Origin of the sequence: Streptomyces sp. NPDC101181 (assembly GCF_044767975.1) — a bacterium.
In the GTDB taxonomy this organism is placed as follows: domain Bacteria; phylum Actinomycetota; class Actinomycetes; order Streptomycetales; family Streptomycetaceae; genus Streptomyces.
Genome location: NZ_JBIWOX010000006.1, coordinates 57,504 through 83,123, shown reverse-complemented (window position 1 = coordinate 83,123; position 25,620 = coordinate 57,504). Strand labels below are relative to the sequence as shown.

The 25,620-nt window shown below is 72.9% G+C and carries 18 protein-coding genes; 3 read left to right on the top strand and 15 right to left on the bottom strand.

Annotation, left to right across the window (positions count from 1 at the left end):
* Positions 1-485 precede the first annotated feature (485 nt).
* Both ACIRRU_RS11545 and ACIRRU_RS11540 read right to left on the bottom strand, forming a co-directional pair.
* Positions 486-1,940: a DUF4192 domain-containing protein gene (locus ACIRRU_RS11545; protein WP_403678838.1), complete on the bottom strand. Its 1,455-nt coding sequence runs from the start codon at positions 1,938-1,940 to the stop codon at positions 486-488.
* Between the two features lie 143 nt (positions 1,941-2,083).
* Positions 2,084-4,243 carry a RecQ family ATP-dependent DNA helicase gene (locus ACIRRU_RS11540; protein ID WP_403678836.1) on the bottom strand — a complete coding sequence of 720 codons (2,160 nt, stop codon included), beginning with the start codon at positions 4,241-4,243 and terminating at the stop codon, positions 2,084-2,086.
* Positions 4,244-4,573: 330 nt separating this feature from the next.
* On the opposite strand from ACIRRU_RS11540, the gene ACIRRU_RS11535 reads away from it, so the two are divergent.
* Complete coding sequence (locus ACIRRU_RS11535) at positions 4,574-5,215, top strand: hypothetical protein (RefSeq protein ID WP_403678834.1); 642 nt, start codon at positions 4,574-4,576, stop codon at positions 5,213-5,215.
* A gap of 184 nt (positions 5,216-5,399) precedes the next feature.
* On the opposite strand, the gene ACIRRU_RS11530 is transcribed toward ACIRRU_RS11535, so the two are convergent.
* The 6 genes from ACIRRU_RS11530 to ACIRRU_RS11505 all read right to left on the bottom strand — a co-directional run bounded on the left by ACIRRU_RS11530 (position 5,400) and on the right by ACIRRU_RS11505 (position 11,345).
* Positions 5,400-6,032, bottom strand: a complete 633-nt coding sequence (locus ACIRRU_RS11530) for a hypothetical protein (RefSeq protein ID WP_403678832.1) — start codon at positions 6,030-6,032, stop codon at positions 5,400-5,402.
* A gap of 63 nt (positions 6,033-6,095) precedes the next feature.
* On the bottom strand, positions 6,096-6,806 hold the full coding sequence (locus ACIRRU_RS11525; protein WP_363201808.1) for a ribonuclease HII: 711 nt from the start codon (positions 6,804-6,806) through the stop codon (positions 6,096-6,098).
* A gap of 163 nt (positions 6,807-6,969) precedes the next feature.
* Positions 6,970-8,805 (bottom strand): DUF4153 domain-containing protein, encoded by a 1,836-nt coding sequence (locus ACIRRU_RS11520; protein ID WP_403678830.1) that lies wholly within the window; start codon positions 8,803-8,805, stop codon positions 6,970-6,972.
* 227 nt (positions 8,806-9,032) lie between these two features.
* A complete protein-coding gene (locus ACIRRU_RS11515) occupies positions 9,033-9,980 on the bottom strand; it encodes an ADP-ribosylglycohydrolase family protein (RefSeq protein WP_403678828.1) in 948 nt (315 codons plus the stop codon).
* Positions 9,981-9,992: 12 nt separating this feature from the next.
* The gene (locus ACIRRU_RS11510; RefSeq protein ID WP_363201811.1) at positions 9,993-10,655 is read right to left on the bottom strand and encodes a histidine phosphatase family protein; all 663 of its coding nucleotides are present in this window, start codon (positions 10,653-10,655) and stop codon (positions 9,993-9,995) included.
* Positions 10,656-10,739: 84 nt separating this feature from the next.
* Positions 10,740-11,345 carry a YdbC family protein gene (locus ACIRRU_RS11505; RefSeq protein ID WP_403678826.1) on the bottom strand — a complete coding sequence of 202 codons (606 nt, stop codon included), beginning with the start codon at positions 11,343-11,345 and terminating at the stop codon, positions 10,740-10,742.
* Positions 11,346-11,584: 239 nt separating this feature from the next.
* Here ACIRRU_RS11505 and ACIRRU_RS11500 point away from each other — a divergent pair, with 239 nt between their 5' ends.
* Positions 11,585-12,121 carry a TerD family protein gene (locus tag ACIRRU_RS11500; protein WP_363201813.1) on the top strand — a complete coding sequence of 179 codons (537 nt, stop codon included), beginning with the start codon at positions 11,585-11,587 and terminating at the stop codon, positions 12,119-12,121.
* Between the two features lie 185 nt (positions 12,122-12,306).
* Here ACIRRU_RS11500 and ACIRRU_RS11495 read toward each other — a convergent pair whose 3' ends face one another.
* Positions 12,307-15,201: a vitamin B12-dependent ribonucleotide reductase gene (locus tag ACIRRU_RS11495; protein WP_403678824.1), complete on the bottom strand. Its 2,895-nt coding sequence runs from the start codon at positions 15,199-15,201 to the stop codon at positions 12,307-12,309.
* Between the two features lie 165 nt (positions 15,202-15,366).
* Positions 15,367-15,879, bottom strand: a complete 513-nt coding sequence (gene nrdR / locus ACIRRU_RS11490; protein WP_403678822.1) for a transcriptional regulator NrdR — start codon at positions 15,877-15,879, stop codon at positions 15,367-15,369.
* A gap of 533 nt (positions 15,880-16,412) precedes the next feature.
* On the opposite strand from nrdR, the gene lexA reads away from it, so the two are divergent.
* Positions 16,413-17,210, top strand: coding sequence for a transcriptional repressor LexA (lexA, locus tag ACIRRU_RS11485; protein WP_403678820.1), 798 nt, complete (start codon positions 16,413-16,415; stop codon positions 17,208-17,210).
* Between the two features lie 150 nt (positions 17,211-17,360).
* Here lexA and ACIRRU_RS11480 read toward each other — a convergent pair whose 3' ends face one another.
* The 5 genes from ACIRRU_RS11480 to ACIRRU_RS11460 form a co-directional block, all read right to left on the bottom strand.
* The gene (locus tag ACIRRU_RS11480) at positions 17,361-19,331 is read right to left on the bottom strand and encodes an ATP-dependent DNA helicase (protein WP_403678818.1); all 1,971 of its coding nucleotides are present in this window, start codon (positions 19,329-19,331) and stop codon (positions 17,361-17,363) included.
* A gap of 38 nt (positions 19,332-19,369) precedes the next feature.
* On the bottom strand, positions 19,370-21,319 hold the full coding sequence (locus tag ACIRRU_RS11475; RefSeq protein WP_403678816.1) for an IucA/IucC family protein: 1,950 nt from the start codon (positions 21,317-21,319) through the stop codon (positions 19,370-19,372).
* Positions 21,320-21,379: 60 nt separating this feature from the next.
* Positions 21,380-22,171, bottom strand: a complete 792-nt coding sequence (locus ACIRRU_RS11470; protein ID WP_403678814.1) for a GNAT family N-acetyltransferase — start codon at positions 22,169-22,171, stop codon at positions 21,380-21,382.
* A gap of 74 nt (positions 22,172-22,245) precedes the next feature.
* A complete protein-coding gene (locus tag ACIRRU_RS11465; protein WP_403678813.1) occupies positions 22,246-24,144 on the bottom strand; it encodes an IucA/IucC family protein in 1,899 nt (632 codons plus the stop codon).
* A 28-nt stretch (positions 24,145-24,172) separates the two neighbouring features.
* Positions 24,173-25,567 carry a diaminobutyrate--2-oxoglutarate transaminase family protein gene (locus tag ACIRRU_RS11460; RefSeq protein ID WP_403678811.1) on the bottom strand — a complete coding sequence of 465 codons (1,395 nt, stop codon included), beginning with the start codon at positions 25,565-25,567 and terminating at the stop codon, positions 24,173-24,175.
* Positions 25,568-25,620 lie beyond the last annotated feature (53 nt).

Here is a 25,620-nt window from a genome sequence, read left to right as displayed (position 1 = left end):
TGCGGTACGGCGTGCTTGGGCGGACCGGGCCGGACCTGGACCCGTTCCGGTCGGCGTCCGGGGTGCGCGTGCGGGCCCGCGCGCCCGGTCACGGTCCGCTCCGCGCCCAGGTGTGCGGGTGCGGGTCCACGTGCGCGAATCCGGGTCCGGCCCAGCCCGCGCCCGGCCACACACGCCCGTGTCCAGGTGGTCTCCGGCCCACGTCCGGGCAGTGCCCGGCCCGCGTCCACGTGGGGTCCGGCCCGCGTCCACGTGGGGTCCGGGCCGCGTCCCTGGGGTGGTCCGGCTCGCGTCCGGGGGTGGTTCGCGCCTGAGCGCGCCTGGCGGGGTCGGCAGCGCCCCCGGACCGCAGGTACCCGCGGCTCTCTTGGCCCGTCATGTCTCCGGCCCCGCTGGTCGGCTCCGGGGGTCCGGTGCCAGGGGGACGACGATGGTCTGACGCACCGGACGGGGTGACGCCCGCGCGCAGTGATCCGGCACGCTGGTCATCGACGCGTCCTGGGACCGCCTCGGCCGGACCTCCGGGCCTCCCTCGGGCGCCGCCCGGTCACCGGCGGGCCTGGGCGGCTCGTGGTGGGGAGGTGGGTCCTCCGGCCGGCTTTCGGGGGCTTGGCGGCGCCGCCTCGCCTCGGCCCTCCGTGGGGCAGGGCGCGGACTCGGCGGATGCGGAGGGCGCTGCCCCGGGCGACGACGGCGCCCGGGGCCGCCCCGGCGTTCTCGGCCCCGGCCGCCGCACCCTCCGGATCCGCCGCACCCTCCAGATCCGCCGCACCCGCCGGCTCCCCCGTGCTCTCCGGCTTCCCTCGCTCCTCGGAGGTCTCGGGCTTTTCACGCAGGCAGCGGCGGACGGCCTCCGGGTCGAGGCCCTCGTTGCAGGCCCGGTGGAGCAGGTGGGCGAAGGTGTAGGCGGGGTCGGCGCGCAGGGCCAGCGCCAGGGCGACCCGGGCGCCCGGCTCGTCACCCGTGGACCAGGACACCCAGCCCGCCAGGGTGAGAGGGGCGGCCGCGTGCTCCCCGTACGACCCGACGCAGCGCCGGGCCAGTGTCCGCCAGAGACGGAGTGCGGCTTGCGCTGTGGGGCCTTCCATCCAGGCGGCGGCCTTGTCCCGGGTCTCCCGGTCCTGGAGCCCCAAAATGACGGCGGCGGCCTCGTCGGGAGCGATCAGCTGGTCGTCCCCCGCGTCCGAGAGGGCGGGCGGCGCGGGCTGCGCGTCCTCGATGCGGGCCATGAGCGTGCGGGCCTGTTCGAGAGTCTCGGACGCGACGGAGCGCCGGACCCGTTCGTCGAGCATCCGGATCATCATCACCGGCGCGGCCTCGTCCAGGGCCCGCTCCTGCGCCGACACCGCCGCCGCATCCCGCCAGGGGTGGAGCCGTGCCTCCATGTCCCGCAGCGTGCCCCGGACGTGGACCCCCGCGTAGGTGGCGGCCGCGGCCATCACCGTCGTGCCGGGCATGGCCAGGGGTTTGCCTTGCTCCGGGCAGCACCGGGTGTCGGGGCAGCAGTAGGACCAGTAGCGGCCGTCGGAGATGCAGAGGGCTTCCAGCACGGGCACGTCGAGCGCTCCGCACGCCGTGCGCAGGCGTTGCGCGAACGGGCGCAGCCGCTCCATGGTCAGCTGCCCGCCGGAGCCGTCCGGCGAGTCCTGGCAGAGGAAGATCACGATGGCGTCGGGCCGCCCTTCGCGGCGCTCGCTCCCGGAGATCAGGCACTCGGCGAGTTGGTCGGCGACCGGCCCCCACTCGCCGGGCGCCTGCGGAATGCCGAGCCGCAGACGGCCGCCGAACCGGCCGCGGCCCCCGTGCAGAGCGACCATCACGACGCTGTCATTGGGGTGGAAGCCCATCAGATACGGCAGGGCGTCGGCCAGTTCGGCGGGGCCGCGCAAGGTGATCTGCTGCTCGTCGGACGGACCGGTGGATTCGTGGCGCTTGTCCATGTCTCGACGGTCCCGCGCTCCGCCGCATCCCGAAAGCCCTGTGGATAACGTTATCCACAGGGCTGGCCCGGCGCTTCACGGACGGTGGGCCCATCGGGTTTCCTGGAGGAGAGCGAGCGAAGCCCCGGCCGAGCGCGCCCCGGTCAGCCCGCCGTGGCGAGGACCAAGGGCAGGACCTGCTGGGCGCCCGCCCGCAGGATCAGCCGGGCCACGACGGCGAGGGTCCAGCCGGAGTCCGTCGAGTCGTCGACGAGCAGGACGGGGCCGGCGGTCCGGGCAAGGGCGTCGGCCAGCTCATCGGGCACGGCGAAGGCGCCGGACAGCGCCCTGAGGCGTTGGGCGGAGTTGCTGCGGCGGGCCGTGTGCGCGCCGTCCGGGCCGGTGTACGCCAAGGTGCCCAGCAGAGGCAGACGCCCCACGGTGGCGATCCCCTCGGCCAGGGAGCCGACCAGCTGCGGGCGGGACAGCGACGGGACGGCGACGACGCCCACCGGGCGCGCGGCCCCGTCCGGGGCCCCGGACGCCCAGCCGCCCGGCGACCGCGCCCAGTCGGCGAGGACAGCCACCGCGGCCTGGAGGACATCGTCGGGGACCGGGCCGTCGGGAGCGTTCTCGGCCAGCAGGGGGCGGAGCCGGTTGCCCCAGCCGATGTCCGAGAGCCGCCCCAGGGCGCGCCCGGTGGAACACTGTTCCTTGGCCGGAATACGCCCCTTGAGGTCGATGCCCAGTGCGGGCATTCCGGTGGGCCACATGCGGCGCGGCTCGATCTCGATGCCGGGGCGGTCCAGCTCCTTGGCCGCCCCCGTCAACGCCTCGGACGAGACGGAGGCACTGGCCCAGGGACCCGCGCAGTTGTCGCAACGGCCACAGGGCGCGGCCCCCTCGTCGTCCAGCTGCTGCCGCAGGAACTCCATCCGGCACTGCGACGCGTCCACGTAGTCGCGCATGGCCTGCTGCTCGGCCGCCCGCTGCCGCGCCACCCAGGCATACCGCTCGGAGTCGTAGACCCAGGGCTCGCCGGTGGCGGTCCAGCCGCCCTTGACCCGCTTGACCGCCCCGTCCACGTCGAGGACCTTGAGCATGGTCTCCAGCCGGGTCCGTCGCAGCTCCACCGCCGCTTCCAGAGCCGGCACGGACAGCGCCCGGCCCGCGTCGGCGAGCGCCGCGAGGGTCTGCCGGACCTGGGCCTCGGGCGGGAACGCGGTGTCCGCGAAATAGCGCCAGATGGCCTCGTCCTCCTTGCCCGGCAACAGCAGGACGTCCGCGTGGGCCACTCCGCGCCCCGCACGCCCCACCTGCTGGTAGTAGGCGATCGGTGAGGACGGCGAGCCGAGGTGCACCACGAATCCCAGGTCGGGCTTGTCGTAGCCCATACCGAGGGCCGATGTGGCGACGAGCGCCTTGACCCGGTTCTCCTGGAGGTCGGTCTCGGCCTGGAGCCGGTCGGCGTTCTCCGTCTTCCCGGTGTACGAGGCGACCTGGAAACCGCGCTGCCGGAGGAAGGCGGTGGCCTCCTCGGCCGCGGCGACGGTGAGGGTGTAGATGATCCCGGAGCCCGCCAGTTCGTCCAGATGCTCGGCGAGCCAGGCCAGGCGGTGCGCGGCGTCCGGCAGCCGCACCACTCCGAGCCGCAGGCTCTCCCGGTCCAGAGCGCCGCGCAGGACCAGGGCCTCTCCGGCACCGGTCCCCAGCTGTTCGGCGACGTCCGCGGTGACCCGGGCGTTGGCGGTCGCGGTGGTGGCGAGCACCGGCACCCCGTCGGGCAGCTCGGACAGCATGGCCCGCAGCCTGCGGTAGTCGGGGCGGAAGTCGTGGCCCCAGTCGGAGATGCAGTGCGCCTCGTCGACCACCAGCAGACCGGTGGTGGCCGCGAGCCGGGGAAGCACCTGGTCGCGGAAGTCGACGGAGTTGAGCCGCTCCGGACTCACCAGGAGAACGTCTGTCTCGCCGCGCTCGACCTCTCCGTAGATGGTCTCCCACTCCTCCGGGTTGGCGGAGTTGATGGTGCGGGCCTGGATTCCGGCCCGCGCTGCGGACTCGACCTGATTACGCATCAGGGCCAGCAGCGGCGAGATGATCACGGTGGGACCGGCGCCACGCCGCCGCAGCAGGGCGGTGGCGACGAAATACACCGCGGACTTGCCCCAGCCGGTCCGCTGCACCACCAGCGCCCGGCGGCGCTCCTCCACCAGCGCCGCCACCGCCTGCCACTGGTCCTCCCGCAGCCGCGCCGGGCCTCCCGGATCACCGACCAGCTCAGCGAGGATGGCGTCGGCTTCGGCACGCAGCTCCTGGTTGCTCATGCACCCATGCAACCCCACACCACCGACAACGGCCCAATCCGCGGCCCGGCGCACCGGGGGTGTCGTCGCCGGTCCTGGACGTTGTTTCCGCTGGTCCCTGAGGTTGAGGGGAGACAAGGGGAGTCGCACCGGGTGTGACGGGGCAGGGATATCAGTGTCATTCCGGCTGATTCCCGTCAGCTACCGCAATTGCTCGTTGCCGCCCGCCGGTAGGCCAGGGAGAATTGGACTCGCCCCCGCACAGTTACTTGTCGGGCCCGAAAGGGCTGTGCCGCGGCGCGCCCTCACCCGACCCTGCCCGCACCATGGGCGCGTAGCGAAGGGAGGACCGTGACCTTCGGATTCGCCCCGTCCACAGCCACGTCGGCAGCGGCGTCCTCGGTTGCCGCGGACTCCGTCAACCGGCTTGCCCGGATGCTGGAGCCGGCCGAGTGGGCTTCCGCGGGCATTCCTCTGCTCGCCAGCCCCCGGGAGGTCGTGAGCGGCCTCCACTCCCGGCACCGGCCCACACCGTCCACCGCCGTGGTCGCGGTCCTCGATCACGACGAACGGCTCACCGCCAGCGCCTCGTTCGTCCGCCGGGATACGGCGGCCGCGGACGGCTGGGAGTTCCGCAACGCCCTGCTGGCCCACCTCCGGCGGGTCGTCCCGCACGATCTCCGGCGCCGCACCCCGGTGCGTACGGCGGTCCTGCTGTACTGCCGCGAGGGCGATGAGCGGTGGACCGAGGAGGACGGTGCGTGGATGTGGGGGCTGCGGGACGCCTGCACCCTGCACGGGCTCCGGTGCGGGGCGTACATCACGCTGACGCGTGGGGGCTGGCAGGTGCTCGGGGAGGGCCGGGGCGGACGGCGGCCCAATGCGCTGTCCGCCCCGCCTCCCCTGGCCGACGTCGTCGCCGCCCCGGGGCCTGCCCCGTCCCGGACGGGCGGCGGAGCGTTGGACGCCTTGCGGCGCACCGCCGCCCGCTGACAGCACCAGCACCAGCACCAGCACCAGCGAGTACAGCAGGCAGACGAGTTCGGCAGACCGGCGCGCACCGAGCCGTAGACGGACCGAAACGCGCCGGAAGCCAACCGGCCACCCGGCCGGCCGGGACCCGCTCCGTTCTCCGGCGGCCGCCTAGACGGCCCGCCGGAGAACGGGGCGGTGTCGCTCAGACCCCCGCGCCGAGCGCGGAGCTCATCGTCTGCGGGTCGCCGCAGACGATGAGCAGGGTGGAAGCCCGCCGACGGGCGACGGGCAGGGCGCGGGCCACCGCTTCGTCCGAGCCGCCGTTGACCGCGACGACGACCACGGGGCGGGAGGCCGCACGGTCCACGGCCGAGGCCTGGGCGAAGAAGACGTCGTCGGCCGTCTCGTGCTGGGCCCAGTAGGCGGCCTCGCCGAAGGACAGCTCGTGGGCGGTCCACGGGTGCGGTTCACCGGTGGTCAGCACCAGGATGTCTCCCGGTGCGCGGCCGGAGTCCAGCAGCAGGTCGACCGCCTCGTCGGCGGCGTCCAGGGCGCCCCCGGCCGGGGCCGGGATCAGCTGGAGCTGCGGCGCGGAACGATTCTCCGCCGGCTGCGGACGAGGCGGGACGGGGGCGGCCGGAGCGGCGGGTGCGGGGTGCACACGCTGCGCCGGGGGCGCGGGGCGCGCCGGACCGGGGCGGCCGGGACGCGGGGTGGCCGCGGAACGCGGGCCGGGTACGGGACGTGGGGTCGGCGCGGTACGGCCTGCGGCCGAAGTGACGCGGGGACCCTGGGCGCTCTCGGGAATCTGAGGCTCCTCGGAGATCAGAGGCATGACGGTGGTCTGGGGGTCGGACGCCGACGCAGTCGGCGCCGGGCAGGGGGCGCGTGCGCGCGATCAGAATTCGAAGCCGAGCTGGCCCCCGCTTTCGAGTGCGGCCGCTTCGGCGGAGAAACGGACCTTCTTCAGGTGCTGCCACCGGGGCAGCGCATCCAGATACGACCAGGAGAGGCGGTGATGGGGCGTGGGCCCCCGCTCCTCCAGCGCCGCCCGGTGCACCGGCGAGGGATACCCCGCGTTGGCACCGAAGGCGAAGTCGGTGTAGTCCTCGGACGGGCCGCCCAGTTCGGCCATCATCCGGTCCCGGCGCACCTTGGCGATCACCGAGGCGGCCGCGACCGCGATGCAGGACTGGTCGCCCTTGATCACGGTGCGGACCTTCCACGGGGCGCCGAGGTAGTCGTGCTTGCCGTCGAGGATCACGGCGTCGGGCCGCACCGGCAGCCCCTCCAGGGCCCGTACGGCGGCGAGCCGGAGCGCGGCGGTCATGCCGAGGTCGTCGATCTCCTGCGGCGAGGACTCGCCGAGGGCGTAGGAGGTGACCCAGTTCTCCAGCAGGGGCGCGAGTTCGGCGCGCCGCCGGGGGGTCAACAGCTTGGAATCGGTGAGGCCTTCGGGCGGTCGGCGCAGACCGGTGACCGCCGCGCACACGGTGACGGGTCCGGCCCACGCACCGCGTCCGACCTCGTCGACACCGGCGACGGTCCTGGCACCGGTGGTAGCGCGGAGCGAGCGCTCGACGGTGTGCGTGGGTGGTTCGTACGGCATGGCGCGAGACAGCGTACGCCGCGTGCCACGGCAGCGACACCCCGGGGCACCGTGCGTTCTGCGAATCGGCCACCGCGGGCGGGTCCGAGGGTGGGCGGCACCGGTTCTCCGGGGCCTGGGGCGGGGCCGCCGCCCGTGGTGGTGCCCGTCGTGTGCCGCGGGATCAGTACGGGTCGTACGGGTCATACCCGCCGTCGTCCGGTTCGTAGCCGCCGCGGACCCCGTCGCCGCCCAGGGCGTGGCATTCGCGGAACTCCGCCGCCGCCGGGCGCTTCCTGAGGATCTCCTCGGCTCGCGCCTCTCCCCAGCTGGTGGCGTACCAGGGCGAGTCGGAGGAGTGGACGTCGCTCTGGATCACCCGCAGCGCGCAGGAGCGCTGCGGTTCGGGAAGCCGGTCCAGCGCGGGTACGGCGTCGGCGGACAGGCCCTTGACGTAGTCGACGTCGATCGTGCCGCGCTCCTCGAAGCGCCGGACGTTCTGTTCGGCGATCAGCCAGTCCGGCGAGATCAGCCCGAAGGCCAGCACCCCGGTCGCCGCGCTGACCGCGATCCCCCGTGGCAGGAAGCGCGCGCCGAAGACCCCGGCCGCCAGGATCAGGAGCAGCACCACACCGAGCCAGAGCTCCATGACGGCCACGGAGATCCGCAGCCTGGTCAGGCCGTACTCCGCGACGTACAGGTCCATGCGGCGCAGCGCGGAGGCGACCACGACGAGCGTGAGCAGACAGAGGGCGCCGAGCACGGTGTTCACCAGGGTGCGGTCCCGGGGGCCGCCGCGCGGCGCCCAGCGCAGGGCCAGCGCGATCACCAGGAGAGTGAGCAGCGTGGCCCAGAGCAACTGCCAGAAGCCCTGACGGGCGTACGCGGCACGGCTGAGCCCGGTCTCCTCCCACACCGTGCCGTATCCGCCGAGGAGGACGGCCAGTTGGAGGGCGATGAACGTGGCGAAGAGCAGGTTGAGCACGATGAGCGGAAGTGCCCACTCCGCCCGCCCCCGCGGTTTTCCGGGCCGTACGGTGATCGCGTCCCAGCGGACCGGGGCCGCGGCGGTGCGGGCGGCGGCGAGGGCACCGGCCAGACCCAGCGCGAACAGGAAGGCCCGCCACGGCCCGTCGCCGAGAGAGATGTCGGGGACGAGGCCGCCGAGCAGGTCGGCGAACGCGGCGTCCGCGCTCGCGAAGAGCGTCCCGAACACCACCAGCAGGACGAGCGCCACCGCCGTGGTGCGCAGGACGGCACCCCAGCGGACCCGGGAACCACCGGCCCGCTCCCGTGCGCCTCGCCAGCCCCAGCGGGCGCCGGGGACGACGGAGTCGACCAGCCCCACCGAGCCGATCAGCACCCCCGGCCAGCCCCGGCCGCCGTGCAGGGCGAGCGAGCCGAGCGCGAAGGCCGACGCCACCGCGAGGAAGACCGGCCAGCCCGCGTCCCGGAGCGCGGGCACGGCGAGCAGCGCGAGCCCGCCGACCGCCCAGGTCAGGGTCCAGGGCCGGAGCCGCCGTCCGGCCGAGCGCGCGGCGAAGAAGGCGGCCAGTGCGGCGGGCGCGGCCACGATCAGCAGATTCGGCCCGAGGCCGTCGCCCAGGAGGATCGCGCTGAGGACAGCGGTGGCGAGGGCCGACCAGAGGACCGGCGCGGTGGCGGGTTCCGGGGCGGCGGGCCGAAGCCGGGCCGTCGCCCCCGCGCTCCGCCCGCCGGGGGCCGCCGCCCCGTGCTGCCAGGGGTTGGCGGGCTGACCTGCGGGGCGTCCGGCGGCGGCTACGCCGGCAGCAGACGCCGCCGTCGCCCCTGCTCCTGCTCCTGCTCCTGCTCCTGCTCCTGCTCCTGCCGGCCCGGACGCCGGTGGCCCTGATGACGTCGCACCGGAAGGGGAAGCTCCGGGTGCCGGTACGTCGGACTGCGGATCACCGGCCTTCCGCGGCTTCTGCGGCTGCCTGGACAGTTCTGATGAATCCGACCATTCGGATGGCTGCGACGGCTCGGACGGCTGATCAGACATGGGACCCCTCCCCCACCGGGTCCGGGCATGGGCCTCAACCCCCGTCCCCGCCCCGGCATCTCCCTCGGCGCACACCCATCAAGATCGATCAGGGGCGGCGTGGCCGAAACAGTAGTCCCGCACCTGTGTTCGCAGGCAGGCGGAGTGATGCTGTGGCAGGACCGTGACAGTCACCGCTCCAGGACAGGTCAGGCGAGTCGGAGCCGGTCAGGCCGGGTCGGGACCGGTCAGCTCGGGTCGGGGCTGTTCGGCGTGGAGCGCGCGTACGGGGACGAGGCGGCGGACAGCCACCCCGGCAGCTCCTCGGTCTGCCCCGACCAGTCGGCGGGCGGAACTCCGGCCGCACCCGAGGCCACGACGCCGCCGACGATGGCGCAGGTGGTGTCCACGTCGCCGCCCGCCTGCGCCGTCACCCAGAACGCCTCCTCGAAGTCCCCGAGGCTCCTCGCGGCCGACCAGAGCGCGAAGGGCACGGTGTCGTGAGCGCTGGTGCGGCGGCCGTTGCCGAGGACCGCGGCGACCGTTCCCGCGTCCCGGTAGTCCAGCATGTCGCGGGCCCGGCGCAGCCCCGCCCCCACGGCGCTGCGGGGGACGAGCGCGACGACACCGTCCAGCAGGCCCTCCGGGCTCGGCGGACCGCCCGGGGCGGCGACGAGCGAGGCCGCGGCCGCGACGGCCATGGCGCCGACGACGGCCTCACGGTGCTGGTGAGTGGTGTACGAGGAGATCTCGGCCTGGTGCGTGGCCTGCTCCGGGTCGTCGGCGTACCAGGCACCGAGCGGGGCGACGCGCATCGCCGAACCGTTCCCCCAGGAGCCCTGGCCCTGGAACAGTCCCGAGGCCAGCTCCCGCCAGTCGCCGCCCTCCCGTACGAGCCGGAGCAGCCGGTCGACGGCGGGGCCGTAGCCACGGTCGATGTCGTGGTGCTCGGCGAAGGACAGCGCCAGCGCGTCCTGGTCGACACGGCTGTGCGCCACGAGCACGGCCAGGATGGAGCAGGCCATCTCGGTGTCGTCGGTCCACTGCCAGGGGCCGGGCGGCGCAGAGCGCCGCTTCAGCAGGGGGTAGTGGGCCGGGACGAAGAACTGGGAGCCCAGGGCGTCTCCCACGGACAGCCCACGCAGGCTGGCCAGGGCGCGTTCGAGGCGCCGCTCGGAAGCAGAATCAGCGGTCATCGCCCTGCCACTCTATCCGGTGGCGCCGTAGGGCTCAGGGGTGCGCCAGCGCCGGAACGGCCGGTCGATGGTGTACCGGCCGTCGGCGCCCAGAAGCAGGGTCCGGGTCTCACCGTTGTCCGGGTTGGACAGCGATTCGAACTCCGCGACCGACCAGTGGAACCAGCGCATGCAGAACAGCCGCATCGTCAGCCCGTGGGTGACCAGCAGGACGTTCTCCGGGTGGTCCGGCTCCTCGAAGCTCCGGTGCAGACTCTCCAGGAACGCCCCGACCCGGTCGTACACGTCGGCGCCGGACTCGCCCTGGGCGAAGCGGTAGAAGAAGTGCCCGTAGGCGTCCCGGTGGGCCTTCTGGAGCCGCACGTCGTCGCGGTCCTGCCAGTTGCCCCAGTCCTGCTCGCGCAGCCGGGGTTCCTCGCGGACCCGGACGACCCGCCCGGGGTCGAGGCCGAAGGCCCGGAAGGTCTCGTGGGTGCGCCGGTAGGGCGAGATGTAGACGCTGACGCGCTCCCGGCCGAACTGCTCGCGCAGCCGCTCACCGGTCTCCCCGGCCTGCCGCAGACCCCTGCCGGTGAGCCGGAGCGCGTGGTCGGGCTCCCGCTCGTACACCGTGTCGTCGGCGTTGCCCTCGGACTCGCCGTGCCGGACGAGGACAATGCGCTGCGGTCGTGCCATGCCCCGACCCTAAAGCAGGTGCGGAGACCGGGTCCGGCGGGTCGCTGCGGTCCGGCGGCCCCCGAGACCGGGGCGATCGGTCCGTCAGACCGTCCAGGACGGTTCGAGCTCCACCACGTCCCCCGTCAGGGCGGCCACGTCCGTCTCCGTCTGCGCGCGGGCCGCCAGTCGCTCCGCCCCGACCGCGCGGTACTTTCCGCGTTCGGCGCTCGACTTCCACAGGGACAGCACCAGGAACTCGTTGCCGGGGGCCTCACCGAAGACCCCGCGCAGCATCCCGGGCGAACCGGCCATCGCCGGGTTCCACACCTGCTGCTGCATCAGCACGAAGTGCTCGGCCCGGTCCTCGTGGACCCGGCTGTGCGCCACCCGTACGACGTCCGCCTCGTCGAAGTGCGGCTCGAACCCCGTCTTGACGTCGAAGCGGCGTTCGAACAGCGTGACCTGCATGTCGCGGAACATGCCGGACTGCCCGGCCGCCAGCCGGTCGTGGCCGCGGGCCATGAAGGAGTCGTAGAAGACCCGGTTCTCCCAGAAGGCGAAGACGTGCGCGACATCGGGGCGCGTTCGGCTCCACCCGCCGCTCTGCCCCCTGAACCCCGGCTCGCCGAGCAGCCCCGCCCACTGACGCTGTCCCCGCTCGAAACCATGACGGTCCACCACGGAGCAGCGAATCCACTTCACCAGCACCGCGCCATCGTACGGCGCGGAACGTGGCGCGGGTCACGCGCGTGGGCCCGCTGGAAGCCCCCGCTCCGGATACCGCACCGGTGGCGGTGAGCGGTGCCGCCGCCCATGGCGCGAAATCCGTCGTCCGTCACCACCGCGGTTGGCCTCGTGGCCTGTTCCGTACATGATCGGGTGGTGCGGGTACCGCGTATCGGGTGATGGGAACGGCCCAGGGGCCGTCCGCCGGGGAGGGAAGTCCGTTGAGCACTCCGAACAAGGACATCGACAAGGTGGAAGTACGGGTCAAGTGGGACCCGAGTGCCCCGGGGGAGGCCGCCAACGACCTCGACATCATCGCGGCGACGTACGAGGCGGGGGATCCGTACGGCAGCCCCGCGTATCTGGTGCACTTCGACAGCCGCTCGCCCGACGGCACCATCACGCTGAACCGCGACAGCAGGACGGGCCAGGGTTTCGGCTTCGACGAGGTCATGACCGTCGAACTGGACCGGCTGGCGGACCGCTACACGCGGGTGGTGATCGGTGTCGCCATCCAGCAGCGCGACGGCCGCAAGACCTTCGGTGACATCGGCAGCACGGCGATGGAGATCGGCGAGGGGTACACGAAACTCGCCGGGAGCGACTTCTCGGAGGTCGCGGGGGCGACCGCGGCCGTCGTCGGCGAGTTCGCCCGGGACGGCGCGGGGCCCTGGGTGTTCCGGTCGTCCGTGCGCGGATTCGACGGCGATCCCGACGCGTTCGCCGCGGTGATGGGTGACCGGCAGGCCGAAGCCTGACCGCAGGCCCGCCCGGTCCGCCGGTCCGCCGGGGTCCGGTTCCGGCCAACCCGGCCGAGACGTCGCAGGGGCGGGACGGGGCGCCGGGAACGACGGAACGGCGGAGGGGACCGGCCATCGGCCGGTCCCCTCCGTGCTGTCCGTGCGTCACCGCACCGGGGTCACCGCTCAGGCGTCAGCCCGGGTCAGCTGCATCCGCTGGTCGAGCCGCAGCCCTCGCAGATGTAGCAGGAGCCGGCGCGCTGCATCTTCGTACCGCAGGAGAAGCAGAGCGGGGCGTCCGCGCTGATGCCCAGCTGCATCTCGACCAGCTCGGCGGAGGTGTGCGCCGCCGCCGGTGCGGGCTTCGGGGCGGCCTCGCCGGAGGCGGCCACCGCCCGCAGGGGCTCCGGCTGCACCGGAGCCGACTGGGCCAGCGCCTCGGTGTCCACGTCCGCCTCGTAGGCGAGCTCGTAGGAACCGGTGTCGAGGTGACGCTGACGCTCCTCGGCGGAGTGGATACCGAGGGCGGAGCGGGTCTCGAAGGGCAGGAAGTCCAGCGCCAGGCGGCGGAAGATGTAGTCGACGATCGACTGGGCCATCCGCACGTCCGGGTCGTCCGTCATTCCGGCCGGCTCGAAGCGCATGTTGGTGAACTTCGAGACGTACGTCTCCAGCGGAACGCCGTACTGGAGCCCCACCGAGACGGCGATGGAGAAGGCGTCCATCATGCCCGCGAGGGTCGAGCCCTGCTTGGACATCTTCAGGAAGACCTCGCCGAGACCGTCGTCCGGGTAGGAGTTGGCGGTCATGTAGCCCTCGGCGCCGCCCACCGTGAAGGAGGTGGTGATGCCGGGACGGCCCTTGGGGAGGCGCTTGCGGACCGGACGGTACTCGACGACCTTCTCGACCGCCGTACGGATGGTCTCCTCGGCCTTCGCGGTGACCTCTTCCTTCTCCTTCTCCTTGGTCTTGGCGGAGAGGGGCTGGCCCACCTTGCAGTTGTCGCGGTAGATCGCGAGCGCCTTGACGCCCATCTTCCACGCCTCGAAGTAGACCTCCTCGACGTCCTCGACGGTGGCCGTCTCGGGGAGGTTCACCGTCTTGGAGAGCGCGCCGGAGATCCACGGCTGGATGGCCGCCATCATCCGGACGTGGCCCATCGCGGAGATGGAACGCTCACCCATCGCACAGTCGAAGACCTCGTAGTGCTCGGTCTTCAGGCCGGGGGCGTCGACCACGTTGCCGTGGTCGGCGATGTGGGCGACGACCGCCTCGATCTGCTCGGGCTGGTAGCCGAGGCGGCGCAGGGCCTGCGGCACGGTGCCGTTGACGATCTGCATGGAGCCGCCGCCGACGAGCTTCTTGAACTTGACCAGCGCCAGGTCGGGCTCCAGGCCGGTGGTGTCGCAGGACATCGCGAGGCCGATGGTGCCGGTGGGCGCGATGACCGAGGCCTGCGCGTTACGGAAACCGTTCTTCGCGCCGAGGCGGAGGACGTCCTGCCAGGCCTCCGTGGCGGCGGCCCAGACCGGGGAGTCCAGGTCGTCGACGTGGACGGCCTTGGCGTTGGCGTCGGAGTGCTGCTTCATGACGCGCTGGTGCGGCTCGGCGTTGCGTGCGTAGCCGTCGTACGGGCCGACGACCGCGGCCAGCTCGGCGGAGCGCTTGTAGGAGGTGCCGGTCATCAGCGAGGTGATGGCTCCGGCGAGCGCGCGGCCGCCGTCGCTGTCGTACGCGTGGCCGGTCGCCATCAGCAGGGCGCCGAGGTTGGCGTAACCGATGCCCAGCTGACGGTAGGCGCGGGTGTTCTCGCCGATCTTCCGCGTGGGGAAGTCCGCGAAGCAGATCGAGATGTCCATCGCGGTGATGACCAGCTCGACGACCTTGGCGAAGCGCTCCGACTCGAAGGACTGGTTGCCCAGGCCGTCGTCCTTGAGGAACTTCATCAGGTTGAGCGAGGCGAGGTTGCACGAGGTGTTGTCCAGGTGCATGTACTCGCTGCACGGGTTCGAGCCGTTGATCCGGCCGGACTCCGGGCAGGTGTGCCAGGCGTTGATGGTGTCGTCGTACTGGATGCCGGGGTCGGCGCAGGCCCACGCGGCCTCGGCCATCTTGCGGAAGAGGGACTTGGCCTCGACCTCTTCGATGACGTCGCCGGTCATCCGGGAACGCAGGCCGAACTTGGACCCGTCCTCGACGGCCTTCATGAACGCGTCGTTGACGCGCACCGAGTTGTTGGCGTTCTGGTACTGGACGGACGTGATGTCGTCGCCGCCCAGGTCCATGTCGAAGCCCGCGTCGCGCAGGGCGCGGATCTTCTCCTCCTCCTTCACCTTGGTCTCGATGAAGGCCTCGATGTCGGGGTGGTCGACGTCCAGGATGACCATCTTGGCCGCGCGCCGGGTGGCTCCGCCGGACTTGATGGTTCCGGCGGAGGCGTCGGCGCCGCGCATGAAGGAGACCGGGCCGGAGGCGTTGCCGCCGGAGGAGAGCAGCTCCTTGGAGGAGCGGATACGGGAGAGATTCAGGCCGGCGCCGGAGCCGCCCTTGAAGATCATGCCCTCTTCCTTGTACCAGTCGAGGATCGACTCCATGGAGTCGTCGACGGACAGGATGAAGCAGGCGGACACCTGCTGCGGCTGGGGCGTGCCGACGTTGAACCAGACCGGGGAGTTGAAGCTGAAGACCTGGTGCAGGAGCGCGTACGCCAGCTCGTGCTCGAAGATCTCGGCGTCCGCCGGGGAGGCGAAGTAGCTGTAGTCCTCGCCGGCCTTCCGGTAGGTCTTGACGATCCGGTCGATCAGCTGCTTGAGACCGGTCTCGCGCTGCGGCGTGCCGACGGCTCCGCGGAAGTACTTGCTGGTGACGATGTTGACCGCGTTCACCGACCAGAAGTCGGGGAACTCGACGCCACGCTGCTCGAAGTTGACCGAGCCGTCGCGCCAGTTGGTCATGACGACGTCACGGCGTTCCCACGCCACCTCGTCGTACGGGTGCACGCCGGGGCTGGTGTGGATGCGCTCGATACGCAGCCCCTTGCTCGCCTTGGCGCTCTTGGTGCGGGAACCTCGTGCCGGGCCGCTCGCCGTCTCTGTCATGCCGCCTCCCATATACGGGCGAAAACGCCCAGAAGTGCCCAGTTCTTCCCAGGCACAGTGTGTGTCTCGTCGCCCCGCCGACCGACTCGGCCAGGGGGAACAGGTCTGAAGGGCCCGGTCAGCGGCCGGTGGACGTGAGTCCGGACCGTGACGGGCTGGTACCGCTCAGTCGGCGACGGCGGCGGGCGCGGGGGCCTCTAGGGTCTCGCCGCTCCCGCAAGCCTCCGCGGGGGGCCGCTGAGCGCGCAGTTCCACGATGGCGGCCTCGAAGTCTTCCAGGGAATCGAACGCCCGGTAGACGGACGCGAAGCGCAGGTACGCGACGAGGTCGAGTTCCTGCAAGGGGCCGAGTATGGCCAGTCCCACGTCGTGGGTGGTCAGCTCGGCGCTGCCGGTGGCGCGCACCGCCTCCTCGACCCGCTGGCCGAGCTTGGCGAGGGCGTCCTCGGTGACGGGCCGTCCCTGACATGCCTTGCGGACGCCGGAGATGACCTTGGTACGGCTGAAGGGTTCGGTCACGCCGCTGCGCTTGACCACCATCAGCGAGCAGGTCTCCACCGTGGTGAAGCGGCGGGTGCAGTCGGGGCACTGCCGACGGCGGCGGATCGACGTCCCGTCATCGGTGGTGCGGCTGTCGACGACCCGGCTGTCGGGGTGCCTGCAGAAGGGGCAGTGCATGGCTCCCAACCCCTCCCTCACACGCACGACTGTGGAGCCCCTTGGGGGCCCGTCGCGGACCCTTGGAGGCAGTCCCCAGCATAGGCGATGACCTCGGCTCGACCGAACCGGGACCACAACTTCTGGGTGACCGGAACAATCCAACCACTAGATCTAGGGTTGGGTCGCGTTATCGACCCCCGCGCGTGTCGGAGCCCGGAACGACGGCCGGGAGCCGCGCCGACCGGGGAAGCCGGGGAAGCCAGGGAGGAGGGCACGGGACGGGCCGGGGCGCCCGGCCGCCGGGAGCCCGGCCGCCGAGCCCCGGCGAGAAGCCGCGAACCTGATGAAAGACTGGGCGCGGCTCCGGGCGACACAGGGCGGCGCCCCGGTCCTCCGCCACCCGGCCCGGCGCCGCGCCCAGTGCGCTCATACACCTGCGGGAAGCCCCGCGATAGGGCTTTATTCGTTTTTCACTCGAACGTGTGTTTGGCGCAACCTTTCGAAAGCTACTACCGTTGTCCAGCTAGGGAGACCATTCGAGAGGGGCCGACGTGACCACCACCGCAGACAGTGCCACCATCACCGCCCGGGACCACCGCTCCCCGAGCCGACTTGAGCCGGTGCATGCCATGAATGACTCAGTCACGAACACGGACGGGACCGAGCCCGCGCGCGCCGGGCGGTCCCTGCCCGGGAGGCCGCCGGGCATCCGGGCGGACAGCTCGGGGCTGACGGACCGGCAGCGGCGGGTCATCGAGGTCATCCGCGACTCCGTGCAGCGGCGGGGCTACCCGCCGTCGATGCGGGAGATCGGCCAGGCGGTGGGTCTGTCCAGCACGTCGTCCGTCGCCCATCAGCTGATGGCTCTGGAGCGCAAGGGCTTCCTGCGCCGCGACCCGCACCGGCCCCGCGCCTACGAGGTGCGCGGCTCGGACCAGCCCAGCACCCAGCCCACCGACACGACGGGCAAGCCCGCCGCTTCCTACGTACCGCTGGTGGGCCGGATCGCCGCCGGTGGCCCGATCCTCGCGGAGGAGTCCGTCGAGGACGTCTTCCCGCTCCCCCGCCAGCTCGTCGGCGACGGCGAGCTGTTCGTTCTCAAGGTCGTCGGAGACTCGATGATCGAGGCCGCGATCTGTGACGGCGACTGGGTCACCGTGCGCCGCCAGCCCGTCGCGGAGAACGGGGACATCGTCGCCGCGATGCTCGACGGCGAGGCCACGGTCAAGCGCTTCCGCCGCGAGGACGGCCACGTCTGGCTGCTCCCCCACAACGCCGCGTACCAGCCCATCCCCGGCGACGAGGCGACGATTCTCGGCAAGGTGGTGGCGGTGCTGCGCCGGGTCTGAGGCCCGAAGGCCTGCTGCGCACGCCGGTCTCGGCAACCGCCCCGGGGACATCTCAGGACGTCGGTCATGACGTCGGTCCCGGGGCTTTGCCATGTCCGCTCCGCCCGTCGTCTGCCAGGCAGGAGCCCCGAGTCCCCGGGAGGGGCCTCGTCAGACCCCCTCGGCCTTCGCCTTCGCGTCGATGGCGGCCAGTGAGCGGCGCGCCTGATTGCGGTCCGTGGTGTACCAGAAGTCCGGGAGCGAGGCGCGCAGATAGCTGCCGTACCGGGCGTTGGCCAGCCGGGAGTCGAGGACGGCCACCACCCCCTTGTCGCCCGTCGCCCGGACCAGCCGGCCCGCGCCCTGAGCCATCAGCAGAGCCGCGTGCGTCGCCGCCACCGCCATGAACCCGTTGCCCCCCGCCTCCTCGACCGCCTTCTGCCGGGCACTCATCAGCGGATCGTCGGGCCGGGGGAACGGGATGCGGTCCATGACCACCAACTGGCAGCTGGGGCCCGGGACATCGACGCCCTGCCAGAGCGACAGGGTGCCGAAGAGGCAGGTCTCCGGGTCGGCCGCGAAGTTCTTGATCAGCTCACCGAGGGTCTCCTCGCCCTGGAGCAGGATCGGCTTGTCCAGCCGGCCGCGCAGCTCCTCGGCCGCGGCCTTGGCCCCCCGCATGGAGGAGAACAGGCCCAGCGTGCGCCCGCCCGCCGCTTCCACCAGCTCGGCCAGCTCGTCGAGCATGTCCGTACGGGAGCCCTCACGGCCCGGGGTGTTCAGGTGCCGGGCGACATAGAGGATGCCCTGCTTCGGGTAGTCGAACGGGGAGCCGACGTCCAGCCCCTTCCACTGCGGCACGTCCTCGCCCGCCATGCCCTCGGGGGCCAGGCCCAGGGACGCGCCCACCCCGTTGAAGTCGCCGCCCAGCTTCAGCGTGGCCGAGGTGAGCACCACGGAGCGCTCGGTGAAGAGCTTCTCGCGCAGCAGCCCCGACACGGAGAGCGGAGCCACCCGCACGGAGGCCCCGAACCGGTCGTGCTGTTCGTACCAGACGACGTCGTACTCGGAGCCCTGGGTGATGCGTTCGGCGACGCCGTGGACCGACTCGACCGAGGCCAGGGCCTGCTTGCGGACCGCGTTCTCGTCCTCCACGGACTTGTCGCGGGTGGCGCCGATGGCGGAGATCACCGTACGCGCCGCGTCGCGCAGGGCCATCAGCGCGTACCCCAGGTCCTCGGGGACCTCTTCGAGGCGGCCCGGGAGTGCCAGCTCCATGACCCGCTCGAACCCCTCGGCGGCGCTCTGGAGGGCGTCGGCCGCCTTCTCGTTGACGAGCTTCGCCGCCCGGCGGACCGCGCGGTTGACCTGGGCGGGGGTCAGCTCGCCGGTGGCGACCCCGGTGACCCGGGAGACCAGCTCATGGGCCTCGTCGACGATCAGGACCTCGTGCGACGGCAGCACCGGCGCGCCCTCGATGGCGTCGATCGCGAGCAGCGCGTGGTTGGTGACGACCACGTCCGCGAGCTTGGCGCGCTCCCGGGCCGCCTCCGCGAAGCACTCCGCTCCGTACGCGCACTTCGTCGCGCCCAGGCACTCGCGCGAGGAGACCGAGATCTGCGCCCAGGCCCGGTCCGAGACGCCCGGGGTCAGATCGTCCCGGTCACCGGTCTCCGTCTCGTCGGACCAGTCCCGCAGCCGCAGCAGGTCCTGGCCGAGCCTGCTGGAGGGCGCGGCCGCCTCGAACTGGTCGAAGAGCCCCTCCTCCTCGTCCTGCGGGACCCCTTCGTGCAGGCGGTGCAGGCAGAGGTAGTTCGACCGGCCCTTGAGCATGGCGAACTGGGGGCGTCTGCGCAGCAGCGGGTGCAGCGCCTCGACCGTACGCGGAAGGTCCCGCTCCACGAGCTGCCGCTGAAGGGCGAGGGTGGCCGTGGCGACGACGACCCGCTCCCCGTGTGCCAGGGCGGGCACCAGATAGCCGAGCGACTTGCCCGTGCCGGTGCCCGCCTGGACGAGGAGGTGGGACTGGTCGTCGACGGCCGCGGCGACGGCCTCGGCCATGGTGGCCTGGCCGGGCCTCTCCGTACCGCCGACGGCGGTGACGGCGGCGTGCAGGAGCTCGGGGAGGGATGGCTTCGTCATAGCCCGACCACCCTACGGCGCACCAGTGACAACGGCGGTCACTCCCGGTCCCGGGCGCAGGGGTGCAGGGGGTTCGGCACGGTGCCGTGGATCGCCGCGTGCGGGCGGCTGGCCCGGTCGCGGTAGCCGTCCACATGCAGGCGGTTGCGGTTCAGACAGAGGCGTTCGATCTCCGGGGTGAGCATGTCGAACAGCTCGAACCGTTCCTTCAGCTCCGGGAAGCGGGCGTGGTGGCGGAGTATCTCCGCCCGGACGAGTGACCAGAACTCGTCCTCGGGGACGCCGAGCTGCTCCTCGCACAACGGCGAGAGGTAGCGGAAGACGCCGACGAAGAGACCGGAGTGGATGAACTGGGTGAGGAAGGACGGCTCCTCGGTGAGGAGGACGGCCCGGACCTCAGCGGGCATGGTGGCGTGCTCCGGCAGCGGGTGGGCGCTGATGTTGACGTCGTCGACGAAGTCCTTGATGGCGAGGCGTACGGGGACATCGTTCTCGTCGAAGACGACGATGGCGTTCTCGCCGTGCGGGGAGAAGACGGTGCCGTAGCGGTAGAGGAAGTGCAGCAGGGGCGGCAGCAGGGCGGCGAAGAGCCGCTTCAGCCAGGTGGCCGGGGCCAGTCCGGAGCGCTCGACCAGCTCGGCGGTGAACGCGCGGCCGGCCGGGTCCGTATGCAGGAGGGAGGCGAGGGTGCGGGCCCGTTCGCCCGGGGCGAGGCGGGGCGGCAGGGGTTCGCGCCAGATCGCGCCGAGGATCTCCTTGTACTGGTAGGGCACTTCGGGGAGGCGGTCGTACAGGGGGTGTTCGACGGTCACGGAGGCGACCTCGCCGAGGAGGATCACCCGGCAGGTCTCGCGGAGGAAGGCGTCGCCCTCGCACAGGCCCTGCACCCAGGCGGTGACGGCAGGGGCGGCGACGGTGCGCTCGGTCGGAAGGCCGCGCCAGACCAGGGTGTTGAGGATGGAGAGCGGCAGCTTCACGGTGTGCCGGTCGGGCCGAGCCACGTTGACGAAGGTGCGGATGGACTGCTGCGGGAGGCGTTCGTCGCCGTCGGTGCGCAGGGCGACGATGTCGCCGTCGGCGATGGCCGGGGCGAAGAGCGGGACGATCCATTCGTCCCACTGCCAGGGGTGGACGGGGAGGTAGAAGTACCGCTCCGGGTCCAGGCCCCGGGCGCGCAGCGTCTCGGCGAAGGCGTCCCGCAGGTCCGGGTCCAGCTCCTCCGCGTAGAGGCGGCCGGGGGTGGTGAGGCGGCCGACGCCCCGGTACTCCGCGATGCGGGTGCTGACCGCGATCCACGGCAGCCGGAGCGGGGCGCGGGTCTCGGGGGCGAAGCGGGCCGCGTCGGCGGCGGAGAAGCCGAGCCGCCCCTTGCTGGCCACCAGCCAGGGGTGGCCGGTCTGGTGGCCCTCCAGCTCCGCGTAGTCCAGGGCGGCGAGCCGGTCGGCGGTGAGCGCGCTGTGGTCCAGGCGGGCGTCGGCGGTGAGCGTGAGGGTCAGCTCGCGGATCAGGTGGCCGAGGGTGGTGCCGTCGAGGCCGAGGAGGTCCCGGGCCCGGGTGAGGAAACGCAGCGGGTCGCGGAACGGGCGGGGTGCGGCGGCCGAGCCGTTGGACCGGGCGTCGGTGTGGCCGGGGGCGGGCGCGTCGGCGGGCGCGGGCGAGCCGTTCGGGTGCGCGTCGGCGGGCGGCGCCGTGGGGGCGCCCGGGGGACGCCGGGTCTCCTCGATCGAGTCGGGGTCCACGCGCCAGCTGCCGTAGACGCCGCGGCGGGCGGTGAAGCCGAGCACTCCCCCGTCGTCGAGGGTCAGCAGGTGGAGTCCGCCGGGGCCGGGCTGCGGGAGGGGCTCGATGATCTCCTCGTAGGCGAACTCGCCGAGCATCTTGGCGAGCAGCCGGGCTCCGGCGCGGTCCCAGATCTCCCGGTTCAGCTCCGGCGGACTGAACAGCTGCGGGGACTCGGCTGAATCATGGCTCGCGGGATATGTCGGCACGGGGACTCCTCCGGATGGAACCTATGAGGTTCGAGCGGTGTGGACAGTGCGGCGAGTTGGTCACAGCTGTGCTCGGTGTGGTCGGTCGCGGATCATCAGCGCGGCGCGTTTGTCGGGGAGTTCCACTTCGGCGGAGAAGCGGAAGCCGGCGCTGAGGAACGCGGATACGGACGGGGTGTTGCGCAGGTCCGGCTCGGCGACGACCCTCCCGCACAGCGGGAGATTGTCCAGGACGAGGTCGGCGACGGCGCGGATCAGGGTGGTGCCCACGCCCCGGCCCCGGTTCTTCACGCCTCCGAGGAGGAGGTGCAGGCCGGTGTCGTGGGGGCGGGCCGGGTAGTGACGGGCCAGGGGGTCGAGGTCGGCGCGGTAGATCTCCCAGTAGCTCATGGGGGTTCCGTCGAGCAGGCCGAGGCAGGGGATGCTGCGGCCGTCCCCTTCGAGCTGGGGCCGCAGATGGCCGGCGGTGACGGACGCGGGCCCAGCGAGCTCCCAGAAGGCGGCCACGGCGGGGTCGTTCATCCAGCGGGTCAGGAGGGGGAGATCGCGATCGGGCCGGACGGGCAGCAGGCGGAACTCCCCCGCCCGCGTGGCCGCGGGCGGCCAGGTCGCGGGGGCGCCCAGCAGGTCCGGGAGGGGTGCGGCGGACCTGCTGCTCCCGCCCGCCGGTCCCGGCCGCGCGCCCCGGGCCTGCGCGTGCTCCTCGGCGATCAGGGCGAGCAGTTCCTCGGTGAGCCCCAGGTCGAGGGTGTCCTCGCCTCCGCCGCCCCCGCTGTCGGCGTCGTGCGGTGCGGCCGGGCCCGCGGGCTCCGGTGCGGTGTCGGGTTCCGCGGGCGCGTCGGCGGGAGGCACGGTGGCGCTCTCCTCTCTGGACCGGGTGCGGTCGGTGGGTGCGGGCGCGGTCGGACGGTGACCGGTGCGGTGGTTCAGCTGTAGAGCGGGTTGGCGATGGTGACGTAGACGGACTGGGTGTCGACCGGACCGACCAGCTCGTCCAGGCCGTGCAGTCGGGTCATCAGGTTGGCTTTGCAGCGCAGTTGGCGGTTCTCCAGGAGATACCCGGGCAGAGACGATCCCAGTTCCGCGTTCTCGGTGAGGAACTGGCGGAGAACGGTGAGGAGTTCCTGTTCGTCACCCAGTCGCTGGGCACCGAACGCCCCGATCAGCCCGAGGACGTTGTTGATGCCGAGGTAGTACGCGAACCGCTCGTCGGTGACCGGGTCGGAGACGAAGGTGTCGCTGACCGCGCCGATGCCGGGCAGCCGCCTCTCCAGCTCGGCGCGGCGCGAGTCGCGGAAGTAGTAGCCCTGGTTGTCGCGGTAGCGGCCTCCGGCGGGCCAGCCGTCCGGGTCGAGGACGACCAGGGTGTTCTGCTGGTGGGCTTCGAGGGCGACACCCGCGTGGGCGTCGAGCCAGAGGACCGGACGCACGACATGGTCCAGGTAGCGCCGGAACCACTCGGCCGAGATGTCGTGGGAGGTGTGGCCGGTCCGGGTGGCCAGGCGGGCGACCGCTTCGGCCAGCCGCGAGCGCAGCGCGGGCTCTTCGGGCCGGGGGCGCTGGGCGGTGAGTCCGGCGACGCAGGCGGCGTCGTCGTACGGGCCGAAGGGGTTGTGGCGGAGCATCACGTCCAGCCCGGTGACGTGGTCGCCCTCGGGGTCGTCGACGGCGATCCAGGCGGGGTCGCGGACGATGTCGAAGCCGGGGTGTTCCCGCCGCCACTGCTCGGCGAGCCCGGTCGACAGGAGGCGGTGGACCTCGACGCCCCGGTGCAGCTCCTTGCGGAGGTTCTCCCGGCGGGAGTTGGTGATGCGGACGCCGAGGGAGAGCTTGAGCATCACCCGCGCCCCGGGCCGGTGGACGGTGCGGATGGAGGAGGTGGGGTGCCACTGCTCGCCGTGCGGGCCGAGGTCGTGGAGCAGACCGGCGTCGGCGAGGGCGCGGACCTGGGGGCGGTGCAGGAGGTCGGCGGCCTGCCAGGGGTGGACGGGGACGGCGACGGTGCCGGGGGGCCGGGTCAGCCCTTCGGCGTGCGGGGCGAGCAGTTCCTCGGCGGTGGCCGGGCCTCCCTCGGTCCACGCGGAGTCGGTGGCGGTCAGGGTCCGGTCGACGGCGAACCAGTGGAGCGGGAAGGAGCCGTGGAGCTCCGGCGAGTAGCGGCGGGACTCCGCCTCGGAGAGCCCTTCGCGGCTCTTGGGCGTCGGGTGCAGGGGGTGGCCCAGCAGCAGCGCCTGTTCGGCGGTGAGGAAGGGGCCCGACCCGGCCGGGTCGGCCGGAGCGCGTCGCCGCTGCTCGATGAAGCCCGCGGTGTGCCGTACGGAGTCGGCGACCCGGGCGACCAGGTCGGCCGTCCCGCTCCGCCCGCCCTCGCGGGCGATGAGGGCGGCGACGGTGACGGCGTCGGCGGGCGGGGCCCCGGGGGCGCTCTCCAGGGCGGGGGCGCCGAAGCGGTGGGCGCCGGTGGCGGACCAGTAGCGCACAGGGACGAGCAGGGCGGTGCCGCTGGCGGGGAAGGCGATGCGCAGGGTGTCGCCGTCGGGGCGGGCGAGGCCGGTCTCCCGGGTCCAGCACCGCAGCAGGCTCTCGGTGCCCGCGGCGTCGGCGGCCCGCAGCGGGTCCGGGTCGTCGAGCGCGTCGGGTGCGCCCTGCGCGCGGCCGGAGGCGGGACCGGCGGCGGGCGTCAGGGGCTCGGCATCGTCCCGGTGGACGTCCTTCTGGCGGGGCACGGTCGTCGCCTCGGCCGTCTCGGGGGCGGCCGTTCGGTCCTGCCCTCGGTGCTGGGGGGTGGCGGGGCCGTCGGCCTCGGGCGCGGGGGTGGGGTTCACGGCGCTCTTCCTTGTGAGGATTCCGGGATCAGCTGATCGATCCGGCGGTGGCCCGACGGTGCGGCGCGCGTTCTGCGGCGGCCAGCGCGTCGGCGAGACGGTCGACGACGGCGGTCGCCTGCTCGTCGGTGAGGGTGAGGGGCGGCAGAAGGCGCACGACGGCACCGTGCCGGCCGCCCAGTTCGACGATGAGGCCGCGGCGCAGGCACTCCTGCTGGACGGCGAGGGCGAGGGCCGGGTCCGGCGGCGGCGCCGGGTCGGCGTCGCCCGCGTCGGCGGACAGGGGCGCGCGCTCGGGATCCACCAGCTCCAGGCCGATCATCAGTCCACGCCCCCGTACGTCACCGATCGCCGGATGGTGAGCCCGCAGCTCCGTCAGGCGGGCGAGCATCCGGGCCCCCAGGACCGCCGCGCGCTCCGCCAGTTGGTTCTCCCTGACGTACGCGAGCGTGGCCGCGCCCGCCGCCATGGCGAGCTGGTTGCCCCGAAACGTACCCGCGTGCGCGCCCGGCTGCCAAAGATCCAGCTCAGCGCGGTAGACGATGACGGCGAGCGGGAGGGAGCCGCCGATCGCCTTGGACAGCACCATGACGTCCGGGACGATGCCGCTGTGCTCGACGGCCCAGAAGGCGCCGGTGCGGCCGACGCCCGTCTGCACCTCGTCCACGACCAGCGGGATGGACCGCTCCTCGGTGATCCGGCGCATGGCGCGCAGCCAGGTGTCGGGGGCGGGGTTGACGCCGCCCTCGCCCTGGACCGGCTCCACGATCATCCCGGCCGGGGCGGGCACACCGCCCTTGCGGTCGTCCAGCAGGTGTTCGGTCCAGCGGGCGGCGAGGGCCGCGCCGCGCTCACCGCCGGTGCCGAAGGGGCAGCGGTAGTCCTGCGGGAAGGGCAGCCGGGTCACCCGGACGTCGGCCGCGCCGCCGGAGGCCTCCAGCGCCCCGGCGGTCATGCCGTGGTACGCGCCGGTGAAGGACAGCAGTCCGGTGCGTCCGGTCGCGGCGCGGACCAGCTTGAGGGCGGCCTCGACGGCGTCCGTACCGGCGGGGCCGCAGAACTGGATGCGGGCGTTCCCGGCCAGCTCCGGGGGCAGGGTGGCGAACAGCTCGGTGGTGAAGGCGTCCTTGACCGGGGTGGCGAGGTCCAGCACGTGCAGGGGGGCGCCGGAGTCGAGGACCTTGCGGATGGCTTCGAGGACGACGGGGTGGTTGTGGCCGAGCGCCAGGGTGCCCGCGCCGGAGAGGCAGTCCAGATAGCGGCGTCCGTCGGCGCCCTCGATGGTGAGCCCGCGGGCCCGGACCGGGACGATCGGCAGGGACCGCGCGTAGGTGCGGGCCGCCGACTCGCGCAGCGACTGGCGGCGCAGGATGCCCTCGTGCGCGGGAGGCGGTGCCACCGGAGCGGGTTCGGTCACGGACACGGCTCTTGATCCTCCTGCGGTAACAGTTGCGTTGCACGTCGGCACGTTCTCGC